The sequence below is a fragment of the Pseudomonas sp. AC136 genome (assembly GCF_979258585.1).
Genome location: NZ_OZ409865.1, coordinates 4744504 through 4760604 on the forward strand (window position 1 = coordinate 4744504; position 16101 = coordinate 4760604).

At 62.6% G+C, this 16101-nt stretch carries 12 protein-coding genes; 8 read left to right on the forward strand and 4 right to left on the reverse strand.

Annotation, left to right across the window (positions count from 1 at the left end; genetic code table 11):
• The first annotated feature begins 68 nt into the window (after positions 1–68).
• Genes ACZZZU_RS21240 through ACZZZU_RS21255 form a run of 4 tightly spaced genes read left to right on the forward strand, consistent with a single transcriptional unit; the run spans position 69 to position 5050 of the window.
• On the forward strand, positions 69–2429 hold the full coding sequence (locus ACZZZU_RS21240) for a PEP-utilizing enzyme (protein WP_463551733.1): 2361 nt from the start codon (positions 69–71) through the stop codon (positions 2427–2429).
• The gene (locus ACZZZU_RS21245; protein ID WP_463551734.1) at positions 2426–3070 is read left to right on the forward strand and encodes a gamma-glutamyl-gamma-aminobutyrate hydrolase family protein; all 645 of its coding nucleotides are present in this window, start codon (positions 2426–2428) and stop codon (positions 3068–3070) included. Before ACZZZU_RS21240 ends, ACZZZU_RS21245 begins: the two co-directional genes overlap by 4 nt.
• Positions 3071–3073: 3 nt before the next feature.
• The gene (locus ACZZZU_RS21250; RefSeq protein ID WP_463551735.1) at positions 3074–3814 is read left to right on the forward strand and encodes a phosphocholine cytidylyltransferase family protein; all 741 of its coding nucleotides are present in this window, start codon (positions 3074–3076) and stop codon (positions 3812–3814) included.
• Positions 3815–3847: 33 nt separating this feature from the next.
• On the forward strand, positions 3848–5050 hold the full coding sequence (locus ACZZZU_RS21255) for a class I SAM-dependent methyltransferase (RefSeq protein ID WP_463551736.1): 1203 nt from the start codon (positions 3848–3850) through the stop codon (positions 5048–5050).
• Here the strand turns inward: ACZZZU_RS21255 and ACZZZU_RS21260 are convergent.
• Genes ACZZZU_RS21260 through ACZZZU_RS21275 form a run of 4 tightly spaced genes read right to left on the reverse strand, consistent with a single transcriptional unit; the run spans position 5047 to position 7958 of the window.
• The gene (locus tag ACZZZU_RS21260; RefSeq protein WP_463551737.1) at positions 5047–5751 is read right to left on the reverse strand and encodes a formyltransferase family protein; all 705 of its coding nucleotides are present in this window, start codon (positions 5749–5751) and stop codon (positions 5047–5049) included. The two genes, ACZZZU_RS21255 and ACZZZU_RS21260, sit on opposite strands and share 4 nt — an antisense overlap.
• A gap of 32 nt (positions 5752–5783) precedes the next feature.
• Positions 5784–6377, reverse strand: a complete 594-nt coding sequence (locus ACZZZU_RS21265; protein ID WP_463551738.1) for a hypothetical protein — start codon at positions 6375–6377, stop codon at positions 5784–5786.
• The gene (locus tag ACZZZU_RS21270) at positions 6374–6892 is read right to left on the reverse strand and encodes an adenylyl-sulfate kinase (protein ID WP_463551739.1); all 519 of its coding nucleotides are present in this window, start codon (positions 6890–6892) and stop codon (positions 6374–6376) included. Before ACZZZU_RS21270 ends, ACZZZU_RS21265 begins: the two co-directional genes overlap by 4 nt.
• A gap of 4 nt (positions 6893–6896) precedes the next feature.
• On the reverse strand, positions 6897–7958 hold the full coding sequence (locus ACZZZU_RS21275) for a CDP-glycerol glycerophosphotransferase family protein (protein WP_463382068.1): 1062 nt from the start codon (positions 7956–7958) through the stop codon (positions 6897–6899).
• 127 nt (positions 7959–8085) lie between these two features.
• Here ACZZZU_RS21275 and ACZZZU_RS21280 point away from each other — a divergent pair, with 127 nt between their 5' ends.
• The 4 genes from ACZZZU_RS21280 (at position 8086) to ACZZZU_RS21295 (ending at position 15867) form a co-directional block, all read left to right on the forward strand.
• Entirely contained in the window at positions 8086–8550 is a 465-nt protein-coding gene (locus tag ACZZZU_RS21280) for an acyltransferase (RefSeq protein ID WP_463382069.1), read from the forward strand.
• Position 8551: 1 nt separating this feature from the next.
• Positions 8552–9661: a DegT/DnrJ/EryC1/StrS family aminotransferase gene (locus ACZZZU_RS21285; protein ID WP_463551740.1), complete on the forward strand. Its 1110-nt coding sequence runs from the start codon at positions 8552–8554 to the stop codon at positions 9659–9661.
• A gap of 129 nt (positions 9662–9790) precedes the next feature.
• On the forward strand, positions 9791–10210 hold the full coding sequence (locus ACZZZU_RS21290; protein WP_122492523.1) for a sugar 3,4-ketoisomerase: 420 nt from the start codon (positions 9791–9793) through the stop codon (positions 10208–10210).
• A gap of 56 nt (positions 10211–10266) precedes the next feature.
• On the forward strand, positions 10267–15867 hold the full coding sequence (locus ACZZZU_RS21295) for a glycosyltransferase (RefSeq protein WP_463551741.1): 5601 nt from the start codon (positions 10267–10269) through the stop codon (positions 15865–15867).
• Positions 15868–16101: the final 234 nt, after the last annotated feature.

The window sequence follows — 16101 nt, forward strand, 5'->3', positions numbered from 1 at the left end:
AAGCGGGCGCGCTGTTCAATGCGTTAGTCTTCAGCACGTCAAAACAAAAAGCTTTCCTCGGAGTGGGTATGCAGGCAGCGCCAGCGGACGTCGATCAGTTACCGGCCACAGAGCCGCTGCGCTTTGCCAGCAAGGCAGACAATCTCCAGCTTCTACTCGGGCGCCTGAACAGCGCCGTGGTGTTGCCCCAATGCCAGTTTCGCGTGAGCCAATGGCGCGCCGATGCCAGCGCTGTGCTCAGCCAGATTCAGCAGGCCGCCTGGCCGCTGATGGTGGTGCGCAGCAGCAGTTGTCAGGAAGACGGCGAACAGACGTCGGCAGCCGGCGAATATGACTCCTGCCTGAACGTGGCCCCAGCCGATTTAACCCAAGCCATCGACCAGGTCATCGCCTCCATGGGCGGCGCCGCGGCACACGCCGACGACCAGGTGTTCGTCCAGCCCATGCTCAGCCATGTGGCCATGGCCGGCGTTGGCTTTGGCCTAGACCCCACCAACAGCGCGCCGTATTTCGTCATCAACTACGACGACAACAGCGGCAGCACCGACAGCGTGACGTCCGGCCGCTCCAACGAGCTGAAAACCTTCTACGCCCACCACAGCAGCGCCAACGTGCCGGCCCCGCTGCACGGTGTGATCGAGCTACTGCGCGAATTGGCGGGCCTGTTCGAGCGCACGGCGCTGGACATTGAATTTGCCACCGACACCCTCGGCACGCTCTATCTGTTGCAAGTGCGGCCGCTGATCGTCACCGCCCCGGCGGTTGAGCTCAGCGCCCACACGCGCATGGTTCGACTGATCCACGACCGCATCGCGCAGGGCATTCGCCCGCAGCCGTTCCTGCATGGCGAGCGCACCGTATTCGGCGTAATGCCCGACTGGAACCCGGCGGAAATCATCGGTGTGCGGCCACGGCCGTTGTCGTTGTCGCTGTACCGCGAGCTGGTCACCGACATGATCTGGGCTTATCAGCGCAACAATTACGGTTACCGCAACCTGCGCAGTTTTCCGCTGATGCTGCATTTCCACGGCCTGCCGTATATCGACGTGCGCGTCAGCTTCAACTCGTTTATTCCGCGCGACATCGACGGCGCGCTGGCCGACAAGCTGGTGAATTACTACATCGAACGCCTGCTGGCCGCGCCCAATCTGCACGACAAAGTCGAGTTCGAAATCGTCTTCTCCTGCTACACGCTCGACCTGCCGCAGCGCTTGCAGGCGTTGCGCGAAGTGGGCTTCACCGATGCTGAATGCGACCGCCTGGCCGACAGCCTGCGTCAGCTCACCAACCGCATCGTGCACAACGAAACGGGCTTGTGGCGCACCGACCGGCAAAAGCTCGATGTGCTGCTGGCCCGGCGCGACGAAATTCTCGGCGCCGACACCGACCCGGTCACGCGCATTTACTGGCTGCTCGAAGACTGCCGCCGTTACGGCACCTTGCCTTTCGCCGGCCTGGCGCGCGCCGGGTTTATTGCGGTGCAACTGCTGCGTTCGCTGGTGACGGTCGGCGTGCTGAATGCCGAGGAATACGATGCCTTCCTCAATGGCCTGAGCACCGTCAGTGGCCAGATGACCCAAGACCTGGCGCAGCTGAACCGCACCACCTTTTTGGCCCGCTATGGCCACCTGCGCCCGGGTACTTACGACATTCTGTCGCCGCGCTACGACGAAGCGCCGGACATGTATTTCGACTGGGACAACAGCGCCGCCGAGCCGGCCCATGGCCAACTGCGCTTTGCCTTGTCGCTGGGGCAGATGCGCGAAATCAGCCGGCTGCTGGCCGAGCACGGTTTGTCCCACGACGTGGTCGGCCTGTTCGATTTTCTTCAGGCCGGTATCGAACTGCGCGAGTACGCCAAGTTTGTCTTCACCCGCAACTTGTCCGATGCACTGTCGCTGTTCCGCCAGTTCGGTCAAGACCTGGGCTTTAGCGCCGACGACATGTCGTACGCCAATATCCAAGTGATCAAAGAACTGCACGCCGCCAGCGCCGACCCTGCCGAGCTGATTGCCTCAAGCATCGAAGAAGGCCGCCGCCGTTACGCCGAAACCTGCCAGCTGGTGCTGCCGCCGCTGATCACCGACGCCCAGGACGCGCTGCACTTCCACATGCCCCAGGCCGAGCCGAATTTCATTACCCAGCGGCAAGTGATGGCGCCGGTGGTGAGCTTCCAGCAACGCGATCAACTGCACGGCGCCATTGTCGTTATTCCCAGCGCTGATCCCGGCTTCGACTGGATTTTCTCCCACCGTATCGCCGGGTTCATCACCGCTTACGGCGGCACCAATTCGCACATGGCCATCCGCGCCAACGAGCTGGGTTTGCCGGCCGTGATCGGCGCCGGCGAAATGCTCTATCGGCAATGGGCGGCGGCAAAAATGCTGCGCATCGACTGCGCCAATCGCCGGGTCGAGGTGGTGCGGTGAAGCCGGTGCTGCTCAGCCAGCGCGTGGACGTGCTGAGCGATCGCGGCGAGCGGCGCGATGCGGTGGACCAACGCTTGGTGGCCTGGTTGGCCGACTGCGGTTACCTGGCCATTCCCGTGCCCAACAACCCCGAGCTTGTTGAGGGTTACTGGCAACTGGCACACCCGGTCGGCGTGGTGTTTTCCGGCGGCAATGACCTGGCCCGTTACGGCGGCAACGCCCCCGAACGCGATGCCACCGAACAGGCGTTGCTCGGCCTGGCGATGACCCACGGCGTGCCGCTGTTTGCCCTGTGCCGAGGCGCGCAATTGCTGCTGGACGCATTCGGCAATGCCCTGGAAAAAGTCGACGGCCACGTCGGCACCCGACACGTGCTGCACCTCAACGGCCGCAGCCATGAAGTGAACAGCTATCACCAGTGGGGCGCCCGCGCCGTGAAAGCGCCTTTGCAAGTGCTGGCCCGTAGCGCCGACGGTGTGGTCGAGGCATTCGAGCACCTTGAACTGCCGATACTCGGCGTGCTCTGGCACCCCGAGCGCGAAGCCGCGTTCAACCCGGTCGACCGCGCGTTGCTGCAACACTGCCTCGCCGGGCGACGCGTAGGCGACGCCTCTCATAACCCCGATGGAGCGACTGCTTAAACCATGACACGGGCACTGATTCTCGCCGCCGGACGCGGCAGCCGCATGGGCGCACTCACCGCCGAACAACCCAAATGCTTTGCCGTGCTGCACGGCCAGCGCCTGCTCGACTGGCAGCTTGCGGCCTTGCGCGGCGCCGGCATCAGCGAGCTGGCCATCGTGCGCGGCTACCTGCGCGAGCGCTTCGACGAGCCGCTGACCTACTTCGAAAACCCGCGCTGGCAGCAGAGCAATATGGTGCGCACCTTGTTGGCCGCCGATGCCTGGCTGAGCAGCGCGCCGTGCATCGTCAGTTACAGCGACATCGTCTATACCTCCGCCACGGTCACGGCACTTGCCGACACCGCAGGCGACCTGGCGATTGCCTACGACCCCGATTGGCTGGCGCTGTGGTCCAAGCGCTTTGCCGAACCGCTGGCCGACGCCGAAAGCTTTGTGCTCGACGCCCAGGGCAACCTGACGAGCATCGGCGAGCGTTGCTCCAGCACTGAGGAAATTCAGGGCCAATACATGGGCCTGCTGAAATTCACCCCGGCCGGTTGGGCGCAGGTGAAACAGCAACTGGCGCCACTGGACGAAGCCGCCATCGACAAGCTCGACATGACCAGCCTGCTGCGCCGCGTGCTCGGCGCGGGCGTGGCGATTGCGTTGTCGCCGGTTCAAGGGCCGTGGGGCGAGGTGGACGAGCCGGGCGACCTGGCCCTGTACCACCAACTGATTCCTGCGGCGGCGCTGGCCGGCTAGTTCCCTCCACTGTTTCGTCTGGCGAGGCTGTTCATGGCACTGCACTTTCCGCTGCACACCGTTTCGCAGATTCTGGACCGCATCCCGCGCCCGCTTGACCCGCTGGAGCAGCACGCGCGCCAACGCCTGGCCAGCCTCAGTCAGGAAGACGCCGACGCCGTGTGGGAAGGGCTGTGCCTGCGCGTGCTGCTCAACCCGGTGTACCTGGGCTTTCTGTGGCCGCAAACCTGCGCCGAGCACCCACAACTGCAAGCCCTGACGCGCAACCTTCTGACTCAGCTGTGGGTGCCGGGCCTGGCAGCCGAGGTGGAAACCACCAGCGCGCAATGGGTGATGGAGCAGGGCGATGTGCAGGTGCCGGGCACGCTGATGCACGATCTGTTGCAGACCCTGAGCACGTTCCCTGTCGAGGCCGACCAGAACTTCGCCTTTCTGGCGCGTTATTACACCTGGCGCGACGTGGTGGTCACGCAGTTGGTGGCGCCTGAGCGTATCGGTCTGCTCGACCGCTTGTTTGGCTTGCTGCATATGCAAGTGCAGCAGTGGGGCAAACCCTATTGCAGTGGTTATGCCTATCAGGGCTACGAGCGCATCGGCCTGGCCGGGGTGAAACCCACGCAGGAGCGTCTGGCCGGCTACGGTTTTATGCCGTGGCTGCGCGCCGGTATGAGCGTGCTGGAGATCGGCTGCAACAACGGCTTCATGGCCATCGAACTGGCGCGTCATGCCGGCCGTGTGGATGCGGTGGAGTACAACCCATTCCTGGTGGAAATCGGCCGCACCACGGCGGCTGCCGTGGCCCAGCACAACGTGCACTACGAGGTGGCCGACTTCACCACCTGGCAGCCGCGTCAGCGTTACGACGTGGTGCTGTCACTCGCCAACCATTGCACCATCGATGGCAATTTGTCGGTGGAGTTCGAGAGTTTCGTGGCCAAGCTCTGGCAGCTCACTGCCGATGACGGTTGGCTGTTATTCGAAAGCCACAACGTGTTTGGTCCGGGCGCTGGCGCACCCGGCGATGACGGCGACCTGGACGCCAAGTTCGAGGTGATGGAGCGCTACTTCGAGCTGGTCGACAGCAAAATGACCCGCGCGTTTGTGCCCACGCAAGACATCGACAAACTGTTCGTGGTGCTGCGTCGGCGCCCGGCTGTGCTTGCCACAGTGACGCGGCAAATGAGCCTCGCCCAGGCGCGCCTGCGCTACGAATTCAGCGGCACGCCGTTCGCCTAAGGCTGCTCGGCAGCCGGTAAACTCAGCAGGGCCAAGTGTTTGAGCACCGGGTGGATCACGTAGTAGGTGTTGCCGTGCTCCACCTCTTGCTGCATCTCTACGGCTAATTCGCCGGTCGCTTGGTAGGCGCGGAGCACCTGCAATAACAGGTCGGCGCGAATGGCCGTGTCGTAGCGGCGGTCGATGTCGGTGCCCATCGGCGGCGCCGGGTAATGCTTGCGCGCCAGCACCGGGCCGGTGTCGATCTGCTTGTCGAGAATCAACGCACTGGCGGCGCAGCGACGTTCTTCCAGCAGGCTGTAATACGCCGTGGTGCTGCCGCGATAGTCCGGCAGCCAACCGCTGTGCACATGCAGCAGCGGGATGCCCAAGTCGATCAGCTCGGCACCGACCAGTTGCCCGCCGTAGCCCGAGAAAATAATCACCTTGGGCTGCAGCGCCTGCACCTGGTCACGCACGGTGGCGGCGTTGATGTCGCGCGTGTCCAGCTGAGTGAAGGCAATGCCGGCGGCGGCCAGGCTGGTTTCCAAGGAGATGTTCAAATCCGGCAGCAGCACGCCATGCAGATGCTCGGCCGGTGGCGCCGGCTCAGCGGCGGGCGCGTTGGCCTCGCCGAGCAGCAGCACATGTGCCGGCGCCAGGTCGTTGGCCAACAGGGTTTGCAGGTACGCCTGCGAACGGGCGCTGTGGGCCGCGATCATGACGACATCGTTCAGAACAGTGTTCGCACAGCTCACGGCTGATCTCCTGCGTGCAATGGCACCTTTACTTGGACGGCCAGCGCCTCGACCCAGCGCGCTTCGCCGGCAATCAGCCACGCCACGTGCGCGCCCAGCTCGGCCGGGCAGCTCGTTTGCATGGCAATCAGCGTGTCGAGGCTTTTCAGCAGGCCATTGAGAAACGGCAGCGCGTTCGGTTGCGCCTGCATGGCCAGGCACAGCGCGGCGAATTGCACGTACAGCGACAGGTCGTCATAGCCGCTGTCGAGCACCGCCTTGAACGCGGGCGTGTAGTGACGGTACAGGCGTTTGCTGACCTCGAAGCGTTGCAGCAACTGTTCGGCGAAACGGCGATGGGCCGGCGCGTCGAGGTCGCTGGTGAGCAGCAGGTTCAGCAGCGCTTGGGTGTCGTAGCCGTGCTCGGTATTGAGCGTCACGCCGCTGGCCTTCGGCGCCCACGGCTTGGCCGGCGGCAAGTTGGCCAACGCCTGTTCGCGGCTGGCGCGCCACGCGGCAAAGAAGGGCTGGCCATGGTAGGCGCTGTAGAAATAGGTGTTGCGCTCTTCCAGGCGCTCGCCCTGGCTGTAAGGGTAGGGCGGGGTGCTCATGGGATGCTTTGCGCCTGCTTGAGAATGTCGCGGGCCAGGGCGCTGATGTCGGCCGTGGCGCTGGTGTCGATTTCCAGGTCCGCGTGGGTGGGCGCCGGGAAGGGAATGTCGACGCCGACCATGTCGCTCATTTCGCCTGCCAATGCCTTGGCGTACAGGCCTTTGGTGTCGCGCTGCACCAAGGTGTCGAACGGCGGGTTGAGGTACAGCTCGAAATAGCGCTGGAAGTGCTCGCGGTTTTTCGCCCGCAGGTCGGGAAAAATCGAGAGGATGCTGCACACCACGTTGATCTGTTGGGCGTCGAGCCAGGCGCACAGTTCGAAGATGCGCTCGGCGTTGGTCCGCCGCCCGGCCATGCTGTAGTCGGCGGCGGCAAGATCCTGGCGGAAGATGCGCCGCACTTCATCGCCATCCACCAGCACGGTGTTGGGCTGTTGTTGCTTCCACTGTTGGGCGATCTCGCGGCCCAGGGTGGTTTTGCCCGAGCCAGACAAACCGATTAACCAGATGACCATTCTATTAGCGCCCTTTGTTGAGCATTTTCGGGCTGTTGGCGATGGCCAGAGCGGCCACCTGCGAAGCAAAACCGTGGAAGGGCGCGAAGAAGTATTGGCTCAGCTGCTGGCGTACGCCGCGTTGCTGCTCCCACAGGTGCTCGTCGGCCAGCAGGTCGGGTAATTGCGCGACCTGTTCGGCGCTGATGTGCGGCATCACTTTGCGCAGCCAGATATCTGAGGAGTCTTTGCCCACCAGCGGGTCGCTTTCGGCGTGGGGCATGTCCAGCAGCAACACGTTGCGGTCGGTGTAGATGCCGCCGAAGGCGGAGCCGCCGTAGTCGCACAGCAAAAAGTCGGCGAGCTGAAACAGCTCGACGTTGTCGATGTGTTCGCGGATGCAGGTGTTGATCACGTCGAGCTGACGCATGCGCGCGGGCTCGTCGGTAATGGTGATGGGGTGCGGTTTAACGATCACGTTATAGCGGTCTTGCAGCGCGGCGATGGCGCTGACGAACAGATCAATTGAGCACAAGGTTTTCCACGTCGGCAGCCACACCACGGTTTTGCGGGTGGGGTCGCAGCCCAGCTCGGTGAGCCGCGCGGCGCGGTCCAGCGGCTGGTTGAAAAAGCGGTCGAAACGCGGGTAGCCCATCTGCACTTTCAGCGTGTTGCTGCAGAACGCGAGTTGCTCGGCCTGGTACGGTCCGAAGCACAGCACGGCGTCGTACACCTCGTTCCACTGCTGGAAATTCCAGCCCGCTTTGCCGGTGGCGTACATGAAACGCAGGTTGTGCCGGCCGATGGACTGGGTGAGGTAGGGCGAGTCGCTGCCGCGTTCGTAATGCTGGGGAAAGCTGGACACCAGAATGTCGTAGCGCTGTTTCTGCGCGAGCAGCTCGCTGGCTGCACGCCAGGGCAATTGCTCGCGCTCGCAGGTGTCGATGATGGTTTGATGGTCTTTGAGCTGTCCGGTCACCGCCACTTCCACACTGCCGGCCGGAAGGTGCTGCCACACCGCGCGGTAGTGGTTGAACATTTCGATGTTGTGAATCAGAAAACCGATGCGGTCGAGGTCGTTAGCCATGCCATCCAGTCCGGGCGGGTGCGGAGGCTCATCTTACTGAAAAAAAGCGCCGTGGCGAGGCGCCGTCCGTGACGAGCCTGCGACGGCTTGCTAACCTCAAGCCCACCTCCAGCAAGGCACCGCGCGCATGGCTTCGATTCATCCTTTGGCAGACGTTCACAGCCAGCAAATTGGCGATGGCACCACGGTGTGGCAGTACGTAGTGATTCTGCCGCGCGCCCAGATCGGCCGCGATTGCAACATCAACGCCCACTGCCTGATCGAAAACGACGTGGTGGTTGGCGACCGGGTAACGGTGAAATGCGGGGTGTATTTGTGGGACGGTCTACGCATCGCTGACGACGTGTTCATCGGCCCCAACGCCACCTTTACCAACGACCTGCTGCCACGCTCGAAACAATACCCCGACAGCTTCCCGCAGACCCATGTGCACCAGGGCGCGTCCATTGGTGCCGGGGCCATTATTCTTCCCGGTATCTCCATCGGTGCCGGCGCCATGGTGGGCGCCGGTGCGGTGGTCACCCACGACGTGCCAGCCCTTGCGCTGGTAGTCGGCAACCCCGCACGCGTGGTGCGTTACCTAGGCGATTGATATGTTTCCTTTCCTTGATGTGGCTGCGCTCAATCTGCGCGATGAACAGGCGCTGACCGACGCGTTTCAACGCGTGCTGCGCTCGGGCTGGTATGTGTTGGGTGCCGAGGTGGCAGCGTTTGAAACCGAATACGCCCAAGCGTGCGGCGTGCCTCATGCCATTGGCGTGGGTAACGGTCTGGATGCGCTGACGCTGATATTGCGCGGCTATAAAAACCTCGGCCGTTTCGATGACCGCGACGAGGTCATTCTGCCCAACAACAGTTTTATCGCCACGGCCCTGGCGGTGAGCGAAGCGGGCCTGACGCCGGTGCTGGTGGAACCTGATGCGGCGACGTTCAACATTGATCCGCAGGCGGTAAAAGCCGCCATCGGCCCGCGCACCGCCGCCGTCATTGCTGTGCATTTATACGGTCAGTTGGCCGACATGGAGGCGTTGCAAACCCTGGCTAGCGAGCACGATCTGCTGCTGATTGAAGATTCCGCCCAAGCCCATGGCGCGGTGGACGCCCTGGGCCGGCAAGCCGGTGCGTTTGGCCATGCGGCGGGCTTCAGTTTCTTTCCCGTGAAAAACCTCGGTGCCCTCGGGGACGCCGGCGCCGTGACGACCGGCGACGACCGTTTGGCCGAGCAGGTGCGCAAGCTGCGCAGCTATGGCTCTACGCGCAAATACGTTCACGACGTGCAAGGCGTGAACTCGCGCCTGGATGAACTGCAAGCGGCCCTGCTGCGGGTGAAATTGCCCAGCGTACAGAGCGACGCGCAAGCGCGTCAGGCCATCGCCGCGCATTACCTCCGCCACATTCGCAACCCGCTGCTGGTGCTGCCCCAAGCGCCAGCGGTGGTCGGCAGCCATGTCTGGCATCAGTTCGTGATTCGCACCCAGGCGCGCGAGCAGTTGCAAGCGCACCTGGAGCGCAGCGGCGTGCCGAGCCTGATTCACTACCCCGTGCCGATTCACCGCCAGGCCGCCTACAGCGAATTTGCCCAACTGGGCTTGCCCATCTCGGACGAGTTGGCGGCGCAGGTGTTGAGCCTGCCGCTATACCCCGGCCTGTCGGCAGCCCATCAGCACGCGGTTATCGAGGCGTGTAACAGCTTCAGCGGCTAAGCGCCTGCGGGCGACGGCAAAGTGGTGCAAGTTTTGCTTTGCAGCTGACAACGGCTATCACTGCTAATTTTTTGACGGTACGCGTGGTCGAAATTGGTGTGATGGTTTCCATACGGATTCGGAGCGCTCATGTCTCTACAGCACTGCAAAATTGTCGATTTGCCGATCATTGAAGACCGGCGCGGCAACTTGACCTTTATCGAGGGGAATCAACACATCCCGTTCGATATCAAGCGTGTTTACTACCTGTATGACGTTCCCGGCGGTTCGCACCGTGGCGGCCATGCCCATAAAGAGCTTCATCAGTTGCTGATCGCCATGTCTGGCAGCTTTGACATCTTGCTCGACGACGGCCGCACCAAATTCAAATACCACCTCAACCGCTCCTATTACGGCCTGTACATCCCGCCGATGATCTGGCGCGAGATCGACAACTTCTCCAGCGGCTCGGTGTGCATGGTTCTGGCTTCGGAGCGTTACAGCGAAGACGACTATTTCCGCGACTACGATCAGTTCTCCCAGGCGGTAAACGCCAAGCCCAAAGGCTGATGCGTGGGCCGCCTGCGCAAGCGTAGGCGGCGTGTTCAAAATTCGGAGTTTCATCCATGTCTGCTACTGCACCTTCCCGGTGGAGTCACCTGCAAGGTGCATTTGCCAGCGCCGCGCTGGTTCCTGCGCGCGCCGCCAAGGGCCGCAACCATTTGCTGGAACTGGCGCCTTCGACGGCCTGGGCGCCCGCGCCGTTGGAGATGGTCGATTTCGCCATCCCCGCCAATGTTCGCCGCGCACCGCAAACCACCTACGCCCAGTACAGCGCCGAGTTTCATCAGGTACGGCTGGTGGCCGGCATGGCAGGCATCGCCGATATCGATAACGGCGAATACGTCTGTGACGTGGCGTTTGATAACCGCGAGCGGCTCAACGTCGGCTGGTACGAAAAGCATGGATTGAAGCTGACTGACGACGGTCGTTGCGCCTTTTATGCAGGCGCTGGCGAGCCGTTGCAGGTGGCCCATGCCATCTCATTTTTCGGCTGGGAAAATGGCAACTACGCGCACTGGCTGAGCGAAAAATTGGCGCGTTTTTTCTGGATTAACCAAGCCGCGTTCGACGCGCAAACCGTGGTGCTGGTAGAGGCGGGCTTGCCTGCCTCGATCATGGATTCACTGGCGCTGTTCTGGCCGCGCGAGCAAACCGTCTGCGTGCCCGCCGGCCAGGCCTGCGATGTGGGCGTGCTGTATCACTTCTCTGACAGCGCCGATATCTGGGAACCGCGCGCCGGGTACGTGTATGCCGGTGACGAGTATCAGGTGTTCCCCAGCGCCATCGCCTGGATGGCCAATTACATCAAAGCGCGTGTGCCGCGCGCCCACCGCGACAATGGCAAGACGTACCTGATTCGCCCGCCAGGCGGAAACGGTCGCACCATCGTCAACCAGCAAGCGCTTACCGAGGCGCTGCGCGCGGACGGCTTTGCGTTGATTCAGCCGGAAACCCATACGTTCGCCGAGCAGGTCGCACTGTTGTCATCAATGGAACTGGCGGTGCTCGGCTCCGGCGCGGCGGCTGCCAACCTGCTGTGGATGCCCAGCGGCAGCACGCTGGTGATGCTTATCCAAGACAACGCGCAGATGTGGTACTGGTTTTTCCACGCCTTGGCGGCCGCTGTTGGCGTGCGTTTGGTTTATTTGCCGGTAGTTGGCCAGCCCGGCACCCACTCCGTGGTATTCCACTGGAACGTGGAAATCCCCATTGAAAAATTGCAGAACTGGTTAGCCGCCGATGCGCCGGTACGCCAGGCGCGCATGGCTGATGTGCCGGTCGACCGGGACGCCGAAGCCGCTGCATTTTTCGCCGAATTGAATCACCAGCGTCAGGCCCAGCATGGGGCGCAGGCGTTGTTTGCCGAGGAACACAATGCCGTGGATGTAACCGTTGCCGTCATGTCGTACAACAACAGTGCATTTATCGGTCAGACCATCGACTCGATCCTCGCCCAGCAGGGCGTGACGTTCGAGGTACTGGTATTCGATGACTGCTCCAAAGACAACAGCGTCGAGATCTTGCAGCGCTACGCCGAAGACCCGCGCTTTTATTACGAGGTCAACGCCAAGAACCTCGGCATGACCGGCAACTACAACAAATGCGTCACCGCTGGCAGCGGCCGTTATGTGGTGGTGCTGGGCTCGGACGACGTCTTGTATCCCGGCCACCTGGCCTCCTTGGTGGCCGCTCTGGACCGCACGCCGCACGCTGGCCTCGGTTACACACAGTGCAACTGGATCGACGAGCGCGGCACCATCACCCACTACGCACAACATCCCGGTCATCGCTCGCAGTCCTATTCGGGTGGGCGCGATGAAGTGGTGGACCTGCTCAGCTACGACAACTACATCACGCCCTCGGCAGTCATGCTGCGCCGCAGCGTATTGGCGCAAATCACCCAGGCCGACGGCACCATTCACCGCAGCGACATGCTCGCCGGCGATTGGGAGTTGTGGATTCGCCTGGCGCGGCTGGCACCGGATTTTGTGTTTCTGCGTCAGCCCAGCGTGGGTTACCGCGTGCATGGCGGGCAGATTTCCAACAGCTTCTACGGCAGCGACAAGCCGCTGGCCGAACACACCGAAATTCTCGAACTGAACCTGGCCGACCCCGCCGTGCGCCCGCGCATGATCGCGGCGGCCGGGCCGATTCTGGCGCTGTATCGCCAGCGTATGCAGAGCGCGCCAGCCGAGGTGCAAGCGCGCTTCAAGGCGCGCAGTCAGGCGATTGAAACGGCGTTGGCCGGCCCTGGCGCGGTCAAGGCGGGGGAACAGGGGCCGACCTTCTCCATCATTCTCACCACCTATAACCGCGCCGATCTGCTGGTCGATGCGCTGGCCAGTCTTAGCGCGCAAACCTTCAAAGACTTCGAAGTCATTCTGATCAACGATGCCGGCGCGCCGGTTGAGCATGTGCTGCAGGGCTACGACTTCCCCATCACCTATCTGGCATTGGGGCGTAACGGCGGGCTGTCGAACGCGCGTAACTGCGGCATTCGCCAGGCTCGAGGCGCCTACTTGTGCTACCTCGACGACGACGACATGTGGCTGCCAGAGCATTTGCAGCGCCACGCCGAGGCTCACGCGCAAGGCCCACGCTTGGTGTACACCGACACGCTGTACGTGCTGGAAACGCTGGAAGGCGGCAAGCGCCAGGAGATCTCGCGGCAATCTTCGTCGCAGCACGGCCCGTTCTCGCGCGACAACTTGCTGGTGCAGAACTTCATTCCGGTGAACGCCTGGTCGCACCCGCGCCAGTGGCTGGATGAAGTGGGCGGTTTCGACGTTGAGCTGCCAGCGCTGGAAGACTGGGACATGCTGCTGAAACTGTCGGCGCGTTATCCGGTTGAACATGTGCAAGCGCAAACCGTGCAAGTGCATATCCGCCAGGAAAGCCCCGAGCAGCGCATGAGCGTGCGCGAGCGCAAGAATTTCCCCGAGCTGTTCCGGCGCTTGTACGGCCGTCATGGCCAGGGCGTCGAGGCGCCGGTTGAGCAAGCGCGCGGCGAGTTTCTGCAAAGTCTGGTCGATGAAATGAGCAACAAGGCCGTGGGCCAGCCTACGTTCGGTTACTTGCACACGCTGACGCCGCAGGTGCTCGCCGCCTTCGAGCGTCGCTTGCAAGATGCGTATGTGCCAAGCATCGAGGTGCTGGTGCTGGCATTGCCGGGCACCGAACCGGCGGCACTGCAAGCGACGGTCGACAGCCTGACCGCGCAACAGCACGGCGCGCCGCACCGCGTGGTGACTGGCGACTGGCAGCAGATGAACGATGCCGCCGTCAGTAGCACGGCCGATTGGCTGTATCTGCTGCCGGCCGGCGATACGCTGGAACCCCACGCGCTGGCATTGTTGTTGGACCGTGCCGTGGCCGCGCCGACTGGCTGCTATTACAGCGACGAGGACACCAGTGGCGAGCAGGGCGCGCACTCACCGATTTTCAAACCCGACTTCAACCTCGATTTGCTGCGCAGCTACCCGTACACCGGGCGCTCGCTGTTTATTGCCCGCGAGGCACTGGAGCAATTGGGCGGGCTGCGGTTCCAGTTCGACGGCCTGGCCTTGCAGGACTTTCAGCTGCGTTGCGCCGAGTCTTTCGGCTTGGACAGCGTCGGCCATATCGCTGAGGTGCTGTGCCACAGCGCGGTGCCGTTCGCGCGCTGGCTGGCCAGCGACGAGGTGCGCCTGCATTCGGCAGCGGTGGTCAGCGAACACCTCGACCGTCTCGGCGTGCCGCACACGATGCAAGAAGGCGTATTGCCGGGCTTCAACCGCATTCGCTACGACTACCCGGAGCAGCCGCTGGTTTCCATTTTGGTGCCCACCAAAGACCAGTTGGCGTTGCTGCAACGCTGCGTCGAAACCTTGTTGGAGAAAACCGCTTACTCGAATTACGAGCTGCTGATTATCGACAACGCCAGCGAAACCGAAGAAGCCAAAGCCTGGCTGGCCGGCATCGAGCAGTTGAACAGCGAGCAGATTCGGGTGGTGCGTTATCCAGGGCCGTTCAACTTCTCGGCTATTAATAACGCGGCCGCCGCTGTCGCGCGCGGCGAGTATCTGGTGCTGCTGAACAACGACACGGCGATTCTGCGTGAAGACTGGCTGGACGAATTGCTCAACCACGCGCGGCGCCCGGAAGTGGGCATCGTCGGCGCCAAGCTGTTGTTCCCCAGCGGCCATATTCAGCACGCCGGTGTGGTGCTGGGGCTTAGCGGGCCGGCGGACCATCCGTTCCTTGGCGACGCCGGCGACAGCGCCGGTTACATGCAGCGCCTGTTGGTGGCGCAGAACTATTCGGCGGTAACGGCCGCTTGCCTGATCATCCGCAAAGAGGTGTACGACGCGGTTGGCGGGCTGGATGAGGTGGTGTTCAAGGTTTCCTACAACGACGTCGACCTGTGCCTGAAGGTGCGCGAAGCCGGCTACCTGAGCGTGTGGACGCCTTACTCGGTGCTGTTGCACGAGGGCAGCGTCAGCCAGAAGTCGGGCGTTGAAACCCTGGCGCAGGAACAAAAGCTCAAGCGCTTCCGCAGCGAACAGGCGGCGATGTACCAGAAGTGGCTGCCGCTGCTGGCTCGCGACCCGGCCTACAACCCGAACCTGACCCTGGCCAATAAAGGCTTCGAGCTGGATCCGATTCGTGGCGCCACCTGGCAACCCTTTGTGCGGGCGCCGCTGCCGCGCATTTTGGTGCACCCGGCCGATCGTGGCGGTTGCGGGCATTACCGGGTGCGTCAGCCGTTCACCGCCATGCAGCGCGAGGGCGTGGCGGACGGGGTCATCAGCGAAACCCTGCTGCATCCGGTGGAGTTGGAGCGGTTCCAGAGCGATGTGATCATCTTCCAGCGCCAGGTCACCGATGCGCAGCTGGAGTCGATGGCCGAGATCAAGCAGCTGTCTAACGCCTTCCGTGTGTACGAGCTGGACGACTACCTGCCCAACCTGCCGCTGAAAAGCGTGCACCGCGCCGACATGCCCAAAGACGTACTGCGCTCGTTGCGCAAGGCGCTGACGCTGGTCGACCGCTTCGTGGTGTCGACCCAACCGCTGGCGGAAGCACTTACCGGCATGCATGACGATATTCGCGTGGTGCTGAACCGGCTGCCGACCAACTGGTGGAACGGTTTGAACAGCGAGCGCCGCGTTGGGCGCAAGCCGCGAGTCGGCTGGGCCGGCGGCGTAGGGCACACGGGCGATCTGGAACTGATTGCCGATGTGGTGCGGGATCTGGCGGATGAAGTGGAATGGGTGTTCTTTGGCCTGTGCCCGGACAAGTTGCGGCCCTACGTGACCGAGTACTACCCAGGCGTGACCATCGACAAGTACCCGACGATTCTTGCCTCGTTGAACCTTGACCTGGCGCTGGCGCCGTTGGAGCAGAACCAGTTCAACGACTGCAAGAGTAATCTGCGACTCCTTGAGTACGGCTTCCTCGGTTTCCCGGTGATCTGCACGGATGCCGTGTGCTATCGCGGCGACTTGCCCGTGACGCGGGTGAAAAACCGCTACAAAGACTGGATGGACGCCATTCGCATGCACCTGGCTGACCTGGATGCAACGGCGAAAATGGGCGATGACTTGCAGACCATTATTCGTCGCGACTGGATGCTCGAAGGCGAGAATGTGCGCAATTGGGCGAAAGCCTGGATGCCCGACTAGACTCATCGCGGTACTTGGAAGGGGCTTCACAGCGGTGATAGCCCCTTTTTTATTCGCGTCAGAAAACAGTAAGCCCGATCGCCAGGATGGCTAAGTGCCGGTTTTGTTTGAAAATTGGCGTCACTTAAACGGCTGGGTGGGTAAGCGAGGCGCTGGAGATGGCTTGGCCACGTGCAAAAATTTTCATCGAGCCCTTTAGTTCTGCGGCCTGTGCCGATACAGAAAGTGTGGAAG

Bases quoted from the DNA above. Each gene is read 5' to 3' on its own strand.
- ACZZZU_RS21240 (WP_463551733.1), top strand. From the start codon at position 69: ATGCAGGCAGCGCCAGCGGACGTCGATCAGTTACCGGCCACAGAGCCG.
- ACZZZU_RS21250 (WP_463551735.1), top strand. From the start codon at position 3,074: ATGACACGGGCACTGATTCTCGCCGCCGGACGCGGCAGCCGCATGGGC.
- ACZZZU_RS21255 (WP_463551736.1), top strand. From the start codon at position 3,848: ATGGCACTGCACTTTCCGCTGCACACCGTTTCGCAGATTCTGGACCGC.
- ACZZZU_RS21260 (WP_463551737.1), bottom strand. From the start codon at position 5,751: ATGATCGCGGCCCACAGCGCCCGTTCGCAGGCGTACCTGCAAACCCTG.
- ACZZZU_RS21265 (WP_463551738.1), bottom strand. From the start codon at position 6,377: ATGAGCACCCCGCCCTACCCTTACAGCCAGGGCGAGCGCCTGGAAGAG.
- ACZZZU_RS21270 (WP_463551739.1), bottom strand. From the start codon at position 6,892: ATGGTCATCTGGTTAATCGGTTTGTCTGGCTCGGGCAAAACCACCCTG.
- ACZZZU_RS21275 (WP_463382068.1), bottom strand. From the start codon at position 7,958: ATGGCTAACGACCTCGACCGCATCGGTTTTCTGATTCACAACATCGAA.
- ACZZZU_RS21280 (WP_463382069.1), top strand. From the start codon at position 8,086: ATGGCTTCGATTCATCCTTTGGCAGACGTTCACAGCCAGCAAATTGGC.
- ACZZZU_RS21285 (WP_463551740.1), top strand. From the start codon at position 8,552: ATGTTTCCTTTCCTTGATGTGGCTGCGCTCAATCTGCGCGATGAACAG.
- ACZZZU_RS21290 (WP_122492523.1), top strand. From the start codon at position 9,791: ATGTCTCTACAGCACTGCAAAATTGTCGATTTGCCGATCATTGAAGAC.
- ACZZZU_RS21295 (WP_463551741.1), top strand. From the start codon at position 10,267: ATGTCTGCTACTGCACCTTCCCGGTGGAGTCACCTGCAAGGTGCATTT.